General features: G+C 51.2%; 11 protein-coding genes. 10 read left to right on the top strand and 1 reads right to left on the bottom strand.

The window, feature by feature from the left end; translation table 11 throughout:
- Nucleotides 1-108 precede the first annotated feature (108 nt).
- The 3 genes from BLT02_RS03075 (at nt 109) to BLT02_RS03065 (ending at nt 6,634) form a co-directional block, all read left to right on the top strand.
- Nucleotides 109-4,314: a UvrD-helicase domain-containing protein gene (locus BLT02_RS03075; protein ID WP_092991439.1), complete on the top strand. Its 4,206-nt coding sequence runs from the start codon at nt 109-111 to the stop codon at nt 4,312-4,314.
- A gap of 254 nt (nt 4,315-4,568) precedes the next feature.
- Nucleotides 4,569-5,708, top strand: a complete 1,140-nt coding sequence (locus BLT02_RS03070) for an acyl-CoA dehydrogenase (protein ID WP_092991437.1) — start codon at nt 4,569-4,571, stop codon at nt 5,706-5,708.
- Between the two features lie 95 nt (nt 5,709-5,803).
- Nucleotides 5,804-6,634, top strand: coding sequence for a CPBP family intramembrane glutamic endopeptidase (locus BLT02_RS03065; RefSeq protein ID WP_139187393.1), 831 nt, complete (start codon nt 5,804-5,806; stop codon nt 6,632-6,634).
- Here BLT02_RS03065 and rpoN read toward each other — a convergent pair.
- Entirely contained in the window at nt 6,618-7,946 is a 1,329-nt protein-coding gene (gene rpoN, locus BLT02_RS03060) for an RNA polymerase factor sigma-54 (protein WP_092991433.1), read from the bottom strand. The two genes, BLT02_RS03065 and rpoN, sit on opposite strands and share 17 nt — an antisense overlap.
- Before the next feature lie 450 nt (nt 7,947-8,396).
- Between rpoN and BLT02_RS16740 the strand changes: the two genes are divergently transcribed.
- The 7 genes from BLT02_RS16740 (at nt 8,397) to BLT02_RS03030 (ending at nt 15,284) form a co-directional block, all read left to right on the top strand.
- Nucleotides 8,397-8,579, top strand: a complete 183-nt coding sequence (locus BLT02_RS16740; RefSeq protein ID WP_139187391.1) for a hypothetical protein — start codon at nt 8,397-8,399, stop codon at nt 8,577-8,579.
- A gap of 8 nt (nt 8,580-8,587) precedes the next feature.
- Nucleotides 8,588-9,529 (top strand): ComEC/Rec2 family competence protein, encoded by a 942-nt coding sequence (locus BLT02_RS03055; RefSeq protein ID WP_175453665.1) that lies wholly within the window; start codon nt 8,588-8,590, stop codon nt 9,527-9,529.
- Between the two features lie 189 nt (nt 9,530-9,718).
- The gene (locus BLT02_RS03050) at nt 9,719-10,279 is read left to right on the top strand and encodes an RNA polymerase sigma factor (protein ID WP_092991559.1); all 561 of its coding nucleotides are present in this window, start codon (nt 9,719-9,721) and stop codon (nt 10,277-10,279) included.
- A complete protein-coding gene (locus BLT02_RS03045) occupies nt 10,279-11,433 on the top strand; it encodes an RsiV family protein (RefSeq protein WP_092991429.1) in 1,155 nt (384 codons plus the stop codon). The genes BLT02_RS03050 and BLT02_RS03045 overlap by 1 nt, the downstream gene beginning before the upstream one ends.
- Before the next feature lie 208 nt (nt 11,434-11,641).
- Nucleotides 11,642-12,247, top strand: a complete 606-nt coding sequence (thrH, locus tag BLT02_RS03040) for a bifunctional phosphoserine phosphatase/homoserine phosphotransferase ThrH (protein ID WP_092991427.1) — start codon at nt 11,642-11,644, stop codon at nt 12,245-12,247.
- 213 nt (nt 12,248-12,460) lie between these two features.
- A complete protein-coding gene (locus BLT02_RS03035) occupies nt 12,461-13,366 on the top strand; it encodes a mechanosensitive ion channel family protein (RefSeq protein ID WP_139187389.1) in 906 nt (301 codons plus the stop codon).
- Between the two features lie 67 nt (nt 13,367-13,433).
- Nucleotides 13,434-15,284 (top strand): PIN domain-containing protein, encoded by a 1,851-nt coding sequence (locus BLT02_RS03030; protein WP_092991423.1) that lies wholly within the window; start codon nt 13,434-13,436, stop codon nt 15,282-15,284.
- Nucleotides 15,285-15,377: the final 93 nt, after the last annotated feature.

Here is a 15,377-nt window from a genome sequence, read left to right as displayed (position 1 = left end):
GAATGATCATATGATTCGGAATAATCATATGATTCGGAATAATCATATTTTTCAGAATAGTTTTTATTCAGAAGAGTACCAGCGAGTCTTGAATGACGGGAGATAATCATGGCAATACAGTTTACAGCGGCGCAGCAGAAGGTCCTGGATGCACAAAACCACAACATCCTTGTTTCTGCAGCCGCCGGCAGCGGCAAGACCGCAGTTCTGGTGGAAAGGATCGTTCGTCTGATCAGTGAAGGAGACCACCCTCTGGACATAGACAGACTTCTGGTCGTGACCTTCACCAGGGCGGCGGCAGCGCAGATGAGGGAGCGTATCGGTCAGGCTCTTTCCGCCCGTCTCCGCAGGGATCCGGGCAACGCCCATCTCCGCAGGCAGGAGGTTCTGCTGCACAAGGCGCAGATCACGACGATGGACAGCTTTTTTACCTTTATCCTGCGCAATTATTTCAGCGATATTGCCCTTGACCCGGGATTCCGGCAGATCGACCAGAATGAGAGCGGCCTGATCCAGGCTGATGTCCTCAAGGATTTTCTGGAGGAAAAGTATGCATCCGGAGACCCTTCCTTTCTCTCCTGTGTGGACTATTTCTGTACCGGATCCGATGATAAGGAGCTGGAAGAGCTGATCCTGGAGCTTTTCAGGCACTCGGGAAGTCATCCTTCGCCTTCAGCCTGGTTAAGGGAGCGGGCAGCTGACTATGATATAAAGGATGAGGAAGAGCTTTTTGAGACACCCTGGATGCGGTCCATGGTTATGAATACGGCCATCGCTCTTTATGAATCCGACCGAACCTATGCCGTGATAGAAGAGCTCTGCAGGGAGCCGGACATCCCTGATATTATCCAGCTCTTTATCCAGGAGGAGAGGGAGAGGCTGTTCGGAAAGATCCGCCCCCTGCTCAGAGATTTTTTTACTGACCGGTCTCATTCCGGTAATAAGTCCGCTAAAGGGGGCGGAGGGCAGGCGGACCTGGTCCCGGAAACCGGGCAGCTGATCCGCCTCTGGGAGGAAATCCAGAAAAGCATCTCAGGGGATTTCAAAAGATATCCGACGATCAGAGGAAAAAAGTATGAGCATCTGGACCCCGCTGCCAGAGTATTCGTCAAAAATCTCAGGGATGGGGAAAAAGAAAGAATAACCCGTCTCCGCCAAAAAACGGCGGGGCAGGATACGGAGAGGATCCTGGCGGGAATGAAGGCGGCCTCTGCTCCCGTTGCCGCCCTGTCTGCCCTTACCCTGGAGTTTTCCGAGAGATTCCTGGAAGAAAAAAAGGCCAGGCACCTGATCGACTTTATAGATCTCGAACATTTTGCCCTGGAGATCCTGGCAGAGCGTCAGGAGGACGGGACCTATGTTCCCAGACGGGCGGCCAGGGCGCTGCGCGGCCACTATGACCAGATCCTGATCGATGAATATCAGGACAGCAACGAAGTCCAGGAACTGTTGCTTCAGATCATTTCCGGAGAGGATGACGGAAATAACAACCGGTTTATGGTGGGTGACATCAAGCAGAGTATATACCGGTTCCGTCTGGCAAGGCCCGAAATCTTTATGGAAAAATATGATTCCTACCTGCCGGATGATCCCTTGACAGAAAAGATCGAACTGGATCAGAATTTCCGCAGCCGCAAAGAAGTGCTGGACTGTGTCAATGCACTTTTCTTCAGACTGATGCGCAGGGAGATCGGCGGCGTGGAGTACAGTGAAGCCGTATCCCTGAAAAGGGGAGCTGTATTTCCCGATGAAGATCCTGATGAAGACATTGTTGAGGCTGTTGATGAAGATATTGATGAAAACCCTGATGTAAATCTCGATGAAGATATTGATGGCGATCCCGATGAAGAAGGCCCGGGTATAGACGATGAGGCAGTGAAGATTGGCTCCGGGGAGATCCCCCGGGATCCCTATCGTGCGGAATTGCTCCTCCTGGACACAGGTCCGGGCGATGGAGACGATGGACCGGGAGAGGACGGGGAGGATCCGTCTTTTTCCGGAGATGATCTGGCCGGCTTTGGAAGTGAAGAATCACAGCAGGAACGGATCCCGGATCTTTCCGAGGGGATCCAGAGCCTAACCGACGTTCAGAAGGAAGCCCTCCTGATCGCCGGACAGATCCGCAGGATCACAGGAAGCCTCAAGGTACGTGATGAGGATACTGGAGAGCTCAGACCGGCACGGTACGGGGACATTGTCATCCTGATGCGCAGCGCGGCAAGATGGAATGAGGAATTCAAGGAAGTGCTGGCCCGGGAAGGTATCCCTGCCTATGCGGAGTCCGGGACCGGTTATTTTGCGGCACAGGAGATCCGGACAGTGATCGAATTTCTGCGCACGCTGGATAATCCCGGCCAGGACATCCCTCTATATGGTGTGCTCAGAGGGTTTTTCGGCGGATTTACCCAGGATGAGATCGCCAGGATCCGGCTTATGAAGCCCGACGGACTTCTCTATGATTCTCTCCTCTGTGCTGCGGGGGAATCTGTCGGAGACAGACAGGAATCTGATTCCGATGAACTCTCCGAAAAATGCAGGGATTTTCTCTCCTTTCACAGGACCTGGAGAGACCGTGTCCGGTATTCTTCTGTCTCCGCTCTGGTGACAGGCATTCTGGAAGAGACCGGATATCAGGACTACTGTACAGCACTCCCTGCCGGCGCCCAGCGCTGTGCCAACCTGTCCCTCCTGAAAAGCCATGCGGATCATTTTACAAAGACTGATTTTACCGGTCTGTTCCAGTTTCTGCGCTACATCGACGGACTGATCAGGGAGGACATCGATTTCGGGGAAGCCAATACTCTGGATGAAAATGCGGATGTCGTGCGTATCATGACCATACACAAGAGCAAGGGGCTGGAGTTTCCCGTCTGTATCGTTGCGGGGCTGTGCCGCAGGTTTCCCTTCAGACGGAACGAAAGCTCAGGGCTGATGCTTTTTGACGGAGACTGGGGCGTCGGGATCAAAAGCTACGATCCTGATTCCAGGGTGCGCACCACAACACTGCGCCGGGAAGAAATCGCGGACAAGATCTGCCGGGATTCTATGGGCGAGGAACTCCGCGTTCTTTATGTCGCCCTCACCAGGGCAAAGGAAAAACTGATCATGGTCGGATCTCAGAAAGGGCTTTATAAAAAACTGGAGAACTGGGAGAAAAGCATGGCAGGTTTCCGTATTCAGGAAGATGAGTCCGCCCTGCCGGTATCGATGATCGCCGGGGCTTCCTGCTTTGCGGAACTGATATTCCGGGCAGCTGCAGCCGGGGATACCTGTCGGGATGAACAGGCGCAGACTCTGGACTTTCATGCTGTGGTAAAGCTTCTGAATGAAAAGGATCTTGTCATCTCCGCCGTGCAGGAACAGAGAGGACTTGCCGAGTGTGAAAAGATTCTTCAGGGGCTGGAGGGAAGACCCCTGGATTCTCAGCCCGACCCTGAGGCCGCGCATGCCGCCGCCTCCCGGTTTTTCAGAGTTTATCCTCATGAGGAACTCAGAGACCTCTATGCGCAGACCTCTGTCTCAGAGCTTAAGCACAGGGCTATGGAAAAGGCTCTCGGTATGGTTGAAAACGGCGGAGGAGAGGGAGAAAATGAACTGTTTCCAATGCGGACTCCGGTTCCTTATGTCCCCGCCTTTGTCCGCAGGGAAGATGAGGAGACAGAGTCTCCGGCGATTTCTGATGATCTGACCGAAGCCGGGATTGAGAGTGTAGCTGTAGGAAACGAAAAAACTGAAAAAACTGAAAAAACAGAGAAAGCCGGGACAGCAAAGGCGGGCGAGACCGATGGAGCCCGCAGGGGCACTGCTTTCCATCGGATCCTGGAGCTGATGGACTATGCAGACAGAGCGAAACTGATCTCTGAAGAATCCGAGGCGCTGAGGGAGTGGATCAGTAAACGGGTGAAGGAGGGAAGGATATCAGCTGACGATGCCGCCCTGGTCAATACATCCGGTGTCCTGGACTTCCTGAGATCCAGTCTCGCCGGAAGGATGGAGGCTGCGGACAAGAGCGGTCTCTTATACCGGGAACAGCCTTTTGTCATGGGCGTCCCCGCCGACAGGATCGATCCCGCTTTCCCTGCGGATGAAATGATCACTGTTCAGGGCATTATAGACGCCTTTTTCATCGAAAAAGACCAGATCATACTGGTGGATTACAAGACGGACCGCGTACAAAATGCCGGAGAGCTCGTCATGCGTTATAAAACCCAGCTGAACCTGTATGCTGAAGCACTTGAGAGGGCATACGGCCTTCCTGTGGCTGAACAGATCCTGTATTCGACTGCATTACGAAAGCAGATCGTCCTGGAATGACCTGGAAAAATATGGCCGGGTTCATCATATATGTTTGTGACCAGCAGGTCATGGCACTGAAGTATAACTGATTTCCCATTAGATGAAAATGTACGAAAAAACAGGCAATGTTTTGAAAAAACTGTGCAAATATTACTAGGGTAATGTGGCAAGAATGAGGGGGTTGTGTTATAATATTGTCCATGTGCAGGGAACCTGCAAGATTTCACAATAAAAAATCTGGAAATAGCTTATGTGCAAGAAGGAGGTTATTTATGAATTTCTTCAATGATGAAATCCATCAGGATATGATCGACATGTACCGCGATTTTGCGAAGAATTCCTGCGAGCCCATCGCTGCTGAGCTTGATGAGCAGGAGAGATTCCCCGAGGAGAATATCCCGGTGATGGCTGAGATGGGTCTTCTGGGCATTCCTTTCCCGGAGGAGTACGGCGGAGCTGGTCTCGATGAGCTGTCCTATGCACAGTGCATCGAAGAGATTTCCAAAGTCTGTGCTTCCACTGGTGTTACAATTTCTGCACACACCTCCCTTGGCACATGGCCTATCTATCATTTCGGCACCGAAGAGCAGAAGAAGAAATATCTCCCTGATCTGTGCTCCGGCAAGAAGCTCGGCGCTTTCGGTCTGACTGAGCCCAATGCAGGAACCGACGCTGCAGGCCAGAAGACTGTTTTTGAAGACAAGGGCGACTACTATCTGGTCAACGGCTCCAAGATCTTCATCACAAACGCAGGCTATGCTGATATCTTCATCGTCTTCGGTATGACCGACAAGACCCAGGGCACAAAGGGCATCTCCTGCCTGATCATGGAAAAGGGCATGGAAGGCTTCTCCATCGGCAAGCACGAGCAGAAGATGGGTATCCGCGGATCCAGCACCTGCGAGCTGGTATTCGAGAACGTCAAGGTTCCGAAGGAGAACCTGCTGGGCGAGATCGGCAAGGGCTTCAAGATCGCTATGCAGACTCTGGACGGCGGCCGTATCGGTATCGCTGCACAGGCTCTGGGTATTGCAGAGGGCGCGATCGATATCACCAAAGAGTATGTCAAGCAGAGAGTACAGTTTGGCAAGCCCATCGCCAAGTTCCAGAACACTCAGTTCGAGCTGGCCAAGATGCAGGCTCAGACCGATGCCGCAAGACTCCTTGTCTATCAGGCAGCCAACGCTGTTGATGAAGGCAAGCCTTACACCATCCTGGCAGCCGAGGCGAAGCTCATTGCGGCTTCCACTGCAAGCGATGTGACCCGCCGCTGCCTGCAGCTGTACGGCGGCTATGGCTACACCCGTGATTATCCCATCGAGCGCATGATGCGTGATGCCAAGATCACTGAGATCTATGAAGGCACATCCGAAGTTCAGATGATGGTCATCGGCGGCGCTATGCTCAGATAATCCGATTTACGGATCTTCCTGAATCAGACTATAAGGGGGCTCCGGTGCATTCATGCACCGGAGCCCCTGTTTTTTATTCTTCATATGCAAACAAAATGAAAAAGATGATCGATCTGATCAGCCCGTTCCTCTTCTTTGTGATCGTAAACGCGGCTGTATCTTCAGGCATGGAGGCATTATGGACCTGGTACCTGCAGGACAGGATCCTGGCGGCAGCAGGACCGGCTTATGGCTGGACTGTTCTTCACTTCTGGTCCCTGCTCAGCACTGCAGTGCCTCCGGGAATCGGCTGCCTTGCCGTGCGCAGGGATTTACTGCGGGAACTCTACAGGTTCCGGGAAGACTATGAGAACAGGAAACTGGAGGACGTGGAAAACGGGAAAACCGGCAGACTGTCCCCGGACAAAGAGGGAAGGCGGTTCTCCCTCCTTCTTTGCTCTGCAGTCCTGCTGTCGCTGGGACTCAACTCGCTTATCTCCATGATCCCCGGTGGATCTGTCTCCTCTCTTAACGGGGAGCTGGCCGGTCCCGCGCAGCTGGTATCTGCCGCTCTGGTCTACGGACTGATGATGCCCATGATCGAAGAATCGGTTTTCAGGGGGGGCCTTTTTTCCTGTCTGGAAAGGGAATACGGGTTCAGGACTGCGGCCCTGTTTTCAGCGCTCCTGTTCGGCCTGTATCACGGTTCCTGGCAGCAGGGGCTGTATGCTTTTATCATGGGAATCATTTTTGCCTGTGCCTATGAGGAAACAGGGAGGCTGCAGGTACCCTGCTTCATGCATGGACTCTGCAATCTGGCTGTTCTGTTTCTGGGGTGGACAAAGATCTACGGCCTGATCTGTACACCGGGATGGGCGGCGGCTTTACTGGCGGCAGCTGCCGGCGGCTTTATGACCGCCCACAGGATCGCTACAGATAAGCCCTGAGCCTTGAATCGGGGATCCCCATTTGCTGCCGGTACTTGGCGACAGTCCTGCGGGAAATACACATCCCCTCCTTTTTCAGGATGCCGGAAATCTTTTCATCGCTCAGGGGCCTTGCATGGTCCTCATTTTTTACAAGGTCACGGATCTTCTTGTGCACGTAATCTGTTGACGCGTCCGTCTTTTCGGATGCTGTCCCTGTAAAAAGACTTCGCAGCAGGATCGGGCGCCGGTATTGCATGTATTTGTTCCTGACCGCCCGGCTGACAGTAGAGGTACTGATCTCCAGACGGCTCGCGAGAGCATCCATAGTCATAGGCAGGAGTTTTCCCCCGTTGAGGAAATAGTCGCTCTGGTATTCCAGGATCTCGGAGACGATCCTGATGATCGTATTCCTCCTTCGTTCCACAGATGTGATGAGAAACTTTGCCCGCTCGAGCTTTTCCCGGAAATATTCCTTAAGCTCGGGGTCGGATGTCGTCTGCATCATGTGGATATAGTAATCATTATAGCTGTATTCACCAAGCCAGCTGTCATTCAGTACGACCTTCCAGCTATTGTCTTCGAAAGTGACGAGAATATCCGGAATGATATATTCCGTCCTGGCAGACTCCGTGTTCATGAGCGGACGGGGATTCAGCTGACCGATCTTCTGTATGCAGAGCCGGCATTCTGCTGTTGAGATACCCAGACTCCGTGTGATCGTGCTCAGGTTTCCACGCAGCAGATCATCCAGATAATCTGAAATGATCCGGATCAGGACTTTATCCTGTTCATGGGCCGCCCTGACCTGCGCCAGAAGGCATTCGGAGAGATTTTTTGAAAAGATACCTGCCGGCTCAAGCTTTTTGAGGTCGGACAGGCAGCGCTCGACCATTTCCACGGGACAGCCGCTGGCGGCAGCGATCTCTTTGGTGTCATAATTAAAGAAGCCTTTCTCATCAAGGCATTCGATCAGATAGTCGATCAGCTTCCATTCCTGGGGCGTGTATTTTCTGATATTAAGCTGCCCCTTGAGCTGGTTTTGCAGCTCCAGAGGTTCTCTTGCACGGATATCCGTGCGGCGGTCGGTTGTCCTCTCATCCTGACGAAGATAAGCATCTCTGTATGAGCTTGCGGTTTCATAATGGCTGTCCAGAGATTCCACATGATCCGACTGTCTCTCCCTCACACATTCCAGAAGAGGGTTCTGCAAATATTCTCCATTCAGAAAGGTGTCCAGTTCCTGATTCGTATAGGCCAGGATCTTTAAAGACTGACGCTGATCCACAGACAACAGCTGTTGCTGTGTCTGTGATATCTTTTGTTGAAGCATAGGAAAAACCTCCTTTTACGCTTCTTCTCATTCAGGTTATTATAAAAAAATGTTCAATAGCCCTGCTCTTCCTGCCGGGGGATTGATTCTTTTCTTTATTATTGTATCAATTATTATATCAGTCTTATTATAACAATTTTTCCGGTGGTCAGAATTCCTTTGTGCTATTTTTTACTGGATTTTACGATAATTATTAAGAGTGTTTTTCCATAATGATCTGATTCTCATCCCGGTTTGTCTGCCTGAGAGTGAAAGCGAAGCTGTGATAAGGATTACAGTTAAAAATACTCCTGTGACAAACTGTAATGAAGAATGGTGAGATTCAGGCTGTGTGAGCAGGACTCAAAAAATTCACTTGCAAATTAGCGGACAGGCTGTATGCTATTTTCATACTGGCGGCCATGCCCGGGCGGGCCCGGCATTTGCGGGTGCAAGACTCGCGAGCGACTCTTGAATCATAAGGATGTATTGTCAGGAAATTTTTCCGGCAGGGTTGCAAAGAAAACAGGAAAAGAAAACAGGAAAAAAACAGGAAAGAAAAACAGAAAGAAAAGATCAGAAAAGATTCAAACCCGCTTGCGGGTCTTGGATCTGGTATGTTTGAAAACAGGAGGTCGTGGCATTAAAGTATGAACTGGACTATGATCAGGACAAAGACAGATGGGAGCAGATTTTTCAGGTCTTTTGCTGCCTGGACCTGTCTTCTTTTATTGGTCCTTCTGGCCGGCTGCGGCCGGACTAAAAAGGAAACTTCAAAGCCGCAAGGGCAGCCGTCCGGGGAAAACACCTCAGTCGTTTCTGCCGGGGCGGAAAATGCCGGTGCAGGAGATCTGGAGGCAGTCTTTTTTGATGTGGGAAAGGGAGACTGCATCCTCTTTTCATCGGGAGACTCTCATGTCCTTCTGGATACAGGTTATCAGGAGACATCCGACGAAATAGTCGCTAAACTGCAGGACAGAGACATCTCCAGCCTGGATGCCATGATCATCACTCATTACGACAAGGATCATGTGGGCGGCGCTGCCCGGATCGCGGATGAGATTCCGGCGGAAATCATCTATCTTCCTGATTATGAGGGAGAGGAGGAAAAATGCAAAGACCTGTTCACACTGATCCGGAAGGAGGACCTGCAGGCCATGCGCGTATCCTCCAGACAGGAAGTGAAGCTCGGGCAGGCCGCAATCTATATAGATCCCGCCCTGGTCCCCTTCGATGAGGAAAAAAAGAATGATAATGATGCCTCTCTCCTGATCGAGGTCTTTGACGGAGAGGATTCCTGGTTCCTTCCCGGTGATATAGAGGAGGAGGCGATCAGCCGCTGGCTTTCCTCTGCCAGTCGGGAATATGATATTCTGAAAGTGCCTCATCATGGAAAAAAAGAGAAGAGCTCCAAAGAACTGATCGAAGCAGTCTCTCCGGAGATCGCTGTCATCACTGACGGCGAAGAGAGACCGGCTTCAGAAAAACTGATAAAAAGACTAGTAAAAAACGGAGCTGAGGTGTACAGCACATACAGCAACGGCACGGTCACAGTCACAGGAGACGGCAGCGGCCAGTATCATGTTACTGTTGAAAACCCTTGAGGAGTGAAGCCACAGACCAGATCGCCGGGGCAGTGTAACCGGCAGGTCATCAGCTGCGTAAATATAGACAGGTCCTCGGGATTTGTCAGGGATCCCCTCTGCAAAAATACCATGTTTAATCTGCAGCGGGGCATTTCGCAGTTCCATATGAAAATGTCTTTCCGGCATTTTCATTTTGAAAGAGGCGTTATGGAAGATAATAAAATTGTCGATCTTTACTGGGAAAGGAATGAAGAGGCGATCGCAGAGACAATCAATGCCTATGGCAGGTACTGCAGGACGATCGCCTTCAATATTCTGGGTGTCGAGGAGGATGTTCAGGAGTGCCTCAATGACACCTGGATGAATGCGTGGAACGGTATCCCTCCCGCGCGGCCGGCCTGTCTGAGCGCCTTTCTGGGCAAGATCACGAGAAACCTGGCCATCTCCCGTTACAGAGCAGGTCATGCCGTCAAGCGCACCGGGGACAGGCTTTCTGAATCTCTTGATGAACTGGGGGATTTCCTGACTCCGGCATCAAACAATGTTGAGGAGGCAGTCGACCGCAGGGCACTGGAGGAAGCCATCAACAGTTATCTGGATACGGTTACGGAAAAACAGCGGAGGCTTTTCGTGAGAAGATATTTTTACATGGATTCCATTTCTGAAATCGCCGGCATGTACGGAATCGGCCAGAGCGATGTCAAAGTCACACTTCTGAGGATGCGCAGATCCCTTCAGAAAGTATTGGAGAAAGAGGGACTGATATAATGGATAAATATGACCTTCTGGAAGCAATGAGCGGGATCCGTGATGAATATGTCGAAGAGGCATCCGGTCTGCAGGCAGATCAGGAAACCGGGCAGGAGAAACAAAAAAGCTTATCCGGCCGTCCGGTCTCTCGTGTGCGCCGCCGCCGACCAGGAGCCTCCTTCTGGGCAGCAGCCGCCGCTGCGGTACTTTGTATCAGTGTAGTGCTTCCAAATCTGAGCCCGACAGCTTCTTCAGCATTTCAGGATCTTCCTTTTCTGGGCAATTATTTCCGTCTGGTGACGATCCGTTCCTATGAATACCAGAGTGATTCAGCGGACGCTTATGCGGAAGAATCCACCCTTGTCACTATGTCAAAAAACAGTGATGCGGACCAGGGCGCAGATTCTCCCGGCGTTATGGCGGCAGGTTCAATAGAAGCGGATGAGGCGGCGGAATACGAAGTTTCGGAAGAAGTTTCGGAAGACCAGGCAGCCGGAGCCGGGGATGCTGATGATACTATAAAGACATTTTCCGGGGAAGCAGAGGAGATCTCTCCGGAGGATCTCGGTGAAGCCTGGTCTGATTTCGATGAAACAGAGCCAGAGGAATCGGTAAACGGTTCAGCCTCTTCAATCAATGCAGTTCTGTCCTCAGCCCAGATCACGGAAGAGATCCGGCAGATGGAGGAACAGGCGGTCACCAGCTTTGAACAGAATGTCTCTCAGGAGACAGGATATCAAACGCTGCGTTTCCTCCATAGAACCATAACAGATACTCCGGACTGGTACTGCATGGAAGTCTTCTGCTACACAGCGTCAGCCGACGGTTTTGAACAGGTCAATCATTTTACGATCAATAAAAAGACCGGTGAGAGAGTGGAACTCGAGGATCTTTTCTATGCAGGTGCGGATTACATCACCCCCATCAGCGAAGAGATCATCTCCCAGATGCGCGCCCGGATGAAGGAAAATCCTGAGGTCGAATACTGGATCGATTCTGAAGATGATCCGGAATCCGATTTCAGCCGGATCCGCGATGACCAGGATTTTTACATTGATGACGAGGGACGACTCGTGATCTGCTTCAATGAACTGGAAGCTGCTCCTATGAGCATGGGGACTGTGGAATTTATCATCCCGGACAAAGTACTGGCCCCGATCAGGATCAATTGATTATTGCCGGCTGCTTTCCTTCTTCTACAGCCTTTTTCCTTTTCTCCAGTGCGGTTAAACTATTTGTAAAAGTTCAGGTTCCATGTTAACATGATAAACGGCTGTTTTCGTTCCGGGCTGGCGAACCGGTACACCAGTGTGCCGGCTGCGTCAGAGCATTGAAACAGGACGGACACAGCTGTTAAGTCAGAAAGGAGAGATTAATAGAATGCATATCGTGTGTTTGGACCTGGAGGGTGTACTGGTACCTGAAATCTGGATCGCCTTTTCTGAGGTGACGGGAATTCCTGAACTGAGACGGACAACCCGGGATGAGCCGGATTATGATAAACTGATGGCCTTTCGCAGAGGCATACTGCATGAACATGGACTTGGCCTTCCTCAGATCCAGGAGACCATCGCCAAAATCGACCCCCTGCCCGGAGCCCCGGAGTTTCTGGATGAGCTTCGCAGCATGACACAGGCAGTTATTATCAGTGATACTTTCACGCAATTTGCCAAACCTCTCATGAAAAAACTCGGATGGCCCACCCTGTTCTGCAACGAGCTGATCGTGGCGCCGGACGGAGAGATCACCGGGCACAAGATGCGCGTGGAAAACTCCAAATATTCGACAGTCAAAGCCCTGCAGTCCGTCGGATTTGAGACGATCGGGGTCGGGGACAGCTACAATGATCTCGCTATGATCCGCGCAGGAAAGGATGGTTTTCTTTTCCGGTCAACGGAACAGATCAAAAAGGACAATCCCGACCTTCCCGCTTTTGAGGAATTTCCGGACCTGCTCGCCGCGATCAAAAACGTGATCGGAGAATAACCATTTGACCGGTGAATGATCCCTTTAGGAAAATGACCACTATAGGACAATGACCGCTTTGGGAAATGACCACCATAGGAAGAAGACCGCTTTAGGGGAGTTACCCCTGTAAAAGCACAAGAAGGATAAAAAACTGTTTATGCAGGGACCTGTAGACAGACTGACTGTTTACAGGTCCTGACTTTGAAACCTGACTTTAAAGAAGAGGAAAACATGGAAGATATTTTTACCACTGCTGCTGAGAGCCTTCCGATCGAGCAGATCGAACAGATCGAACCCTCCGACCTTACGGTCTCTAATTTTAAAAAGATACTGGATGCGATCCTGCCGGGGGTGAGGTCCCTTGCGTTTAATATTGTCATCTGTATCCTGATCTATGTGATCGGGTCAAAGGTGATCGCCCTGATCAAAAGAATGCTTACCAGGGCCCTGAACAGGATGCAGGCGGAGTCAGGACTGTCCCATTTCCTGGAATCCGCGATCGACATCGTTCTTCATATCTTTCTGATCTTTATGATCCTGGGACAGCTCGGGGTCAATACGGCATCCATAGTCACCGTCCTCGGCACATTGATGCTGGCAGTCGGCATGTCCCTGCAGGGGAGCCTGTCCAATGTGGCGGGCGGGATCCTGATCCTTTTAATGCATCCTTTTCGTGTCGGACACTATATTATCTGTGATTACGGGGAGGGAACTGTGTCGGCGATCGGTCTGGTCTACACCACGCTCACGACAAAGGACAACCGTGTCCTGACGATCCCCAACGGCCAGATCTCCAACTGCGCTGTCACGGATTGCGGAGAGAACCCTGTGAGACGTCTTGATCTCATCGCGGGGATCAGTTATGATTCCGACCTGCTCAGCGCAAAAAAGATCCTGCGAGAGATCTGCGAGGCGTCCCCCTATGTCCTCAAGGACAGGGAGATCTCAATATTTGTCGACAGCCTCTCGGAGAGCTCTGTCGATCTGGGGCTGTTCTGCTATGTCGAATCCGCTTCTTTTCTTGCGGCCAAGTGGGAGATCACCGAGCAGATCAAGCTCCGCTTTGACGAAGAGGGAATCAACATTCCCTTTAAGACCCTTGAGCTTCATATGCAGAAGGAAAAAACCACCTTCTGACCCTATTGGACATCCTGCGCTTAACATGCTATAATCTCTCTCAGTTCCGGCCGATCAGGGATTGTGTATGACAGTACAATATTTAATTGACAGTGAGAATGTCGGGGATTTCTGGATCCCGCTGCTTGAGCTGCCCGCTGATAAATCGGAGCTGATCGTATTCTATACCAGGAACAGTCCGCACATGAGTTACGAGAGCCTGATCAGGCTCAAGGAATCTGACAGGACGGTTACCTTTATCAAATGCTATGAGGGAACCAATGCGCTGGACTTCCAGCTTGTTTCTGAACTGGGATATCTGATCGGCAAAAATGAAAGCGGCAGTTTTGTGATCGTGACCAACGATACCGGCTTTGACGCTGCTGTCAAATATTGGAGACGCAATAAAAAATCGGTCAAACGGATCACCGGTAAAGAGTGTAAAAATCTGGAGCGCAGACTTAAGGAGGACCTTGGACTCGGTCGTTTTTCCAGACAGCGTACCCTTTCCGAAGAATCCGCTTCTTACGAGCCTGATCTTTCTGAGGAAGCAGGAAACGGTGAGCAACTGTATGAAAACGGCAGCGGACCGGCTGAGGAAACCGAACAGAGATCTTCGCGCCCTGTCCTGAGGGATGCTGAATCCGCAGCCCTCCCTGATCCTGAAGAGGATTTATCCGGGGAAACCGCCGGCGGCCTGCAGGACGATGAATCTGTTTTTGACAGCCCCTCTTATGATAGTCCTTCTGATAGTCCTTCGTATGACACTCCTCCGTATGCCAGTCCTTCTTATGAGGACGCCGATCAGGAGATATACGAGGATGAAGTTCTTCCTTTCGACTCGGAAGACGATGGATCCGACCGGGCTGATGATGAGTATGCACAGCCGGATGAAGAAGAGGCAGCAGATTCTGAGGATAAAAACGGGGAGACGGACGGACAGGAGACTGAATCTGAAACAGCTTCTGCGTCTGGAGACGGTAGAGACGAATCGGACGGATCGGATGATTTCCAGCCTGAACACAGTTCTGCCCAGAAGGAAGAAGAGCAAGAGGAAGAAGAGAAAGAGAAACTCCCTGAAGAACTTCTTTCTGCAGAACAAAGGGAACTGGAGTCCGGCGATGCAGGCCTGAACGTTTCCGGAACCGGTACGGAGTTCCCTGCAGAAGTGGGAGAGGACAGCCATCCTGCTCAGGAGATCGGACAGCCTTCCGAAGATGAACTCGAAGGCCCCTCAGACAACACATCAGACCTGGATGGAAAAATGCCTGTCCAGGAGGAAACAGAAGAAGCTTCTTCCGGTACAGGATCCGGGACTGGATCGGCGACAGAAAAAGAAGAAAGAGACGATCAGGTTCTTTCCTCTGAAACAGGACATCGGTCAAAATCCCGCAGATCCAGGACCAGGAGATCCAGATCCGGCTCCAGAAAACAGGACCAGGCGGCAGAAGAAGAACAGAGCGGCGGAAATGACGAAAAACAGCGCTCTCAATCTTCAGACCAGGAAGATACTGCTGCCAGCCAGTCTCAGCCTGCGGGAGTAAAAGCGGATCAGTTTCCGGATGATGAAGAGATCGCGAGGATCGTCGCCTGTATCGGGGCGGACAATCTCGCGGAGCTCCATAACCAGCTCGCGACTTTTTACGGTGATCAGGGTAAGGATATCTATTTATCCATCAAATCCAATTCCAGAAGCCTGCCGGTACTCAAACCGGATCTTGGCCAGAAATTCGCATATTACTGCGAAATCATTTTTGCCCGCAGTGACTATACGGGCGAGTATCCAGCTGACATATCTGAATTTCTTCTGAATGCCAGAGAAAAACTCGGCAATCTGAATTCCCTTCGCTATGCGCTGATCAAGCACTACGGGAAGGAAAAGGGCCGCAGATTCTATTTCCTGCTCAAGCCCTTCGCAAAGACAATGTATCAAATGTAAAGGAAAGTCGGTCGGAACATGTAAGGAAAGGGCCGGACACTGCTTTTGCAGTGCCCGGCCCTGTTCTGTTGTTGCTGCCGGAATGTCATTTGC

It is taken from the genome of Sarcina sp. DSM 11001, assembly GCF_900101015.1.
Classification (GTDB): Bacteria; Bacillota; Clostridia; order Lachnospirales; family Lachnospiraceae; genus CAG-791.
Note: the sequence above shows the minus strand (reverse complement) of the source record. Positions and strands in the feature narration are given on the sequence as shown.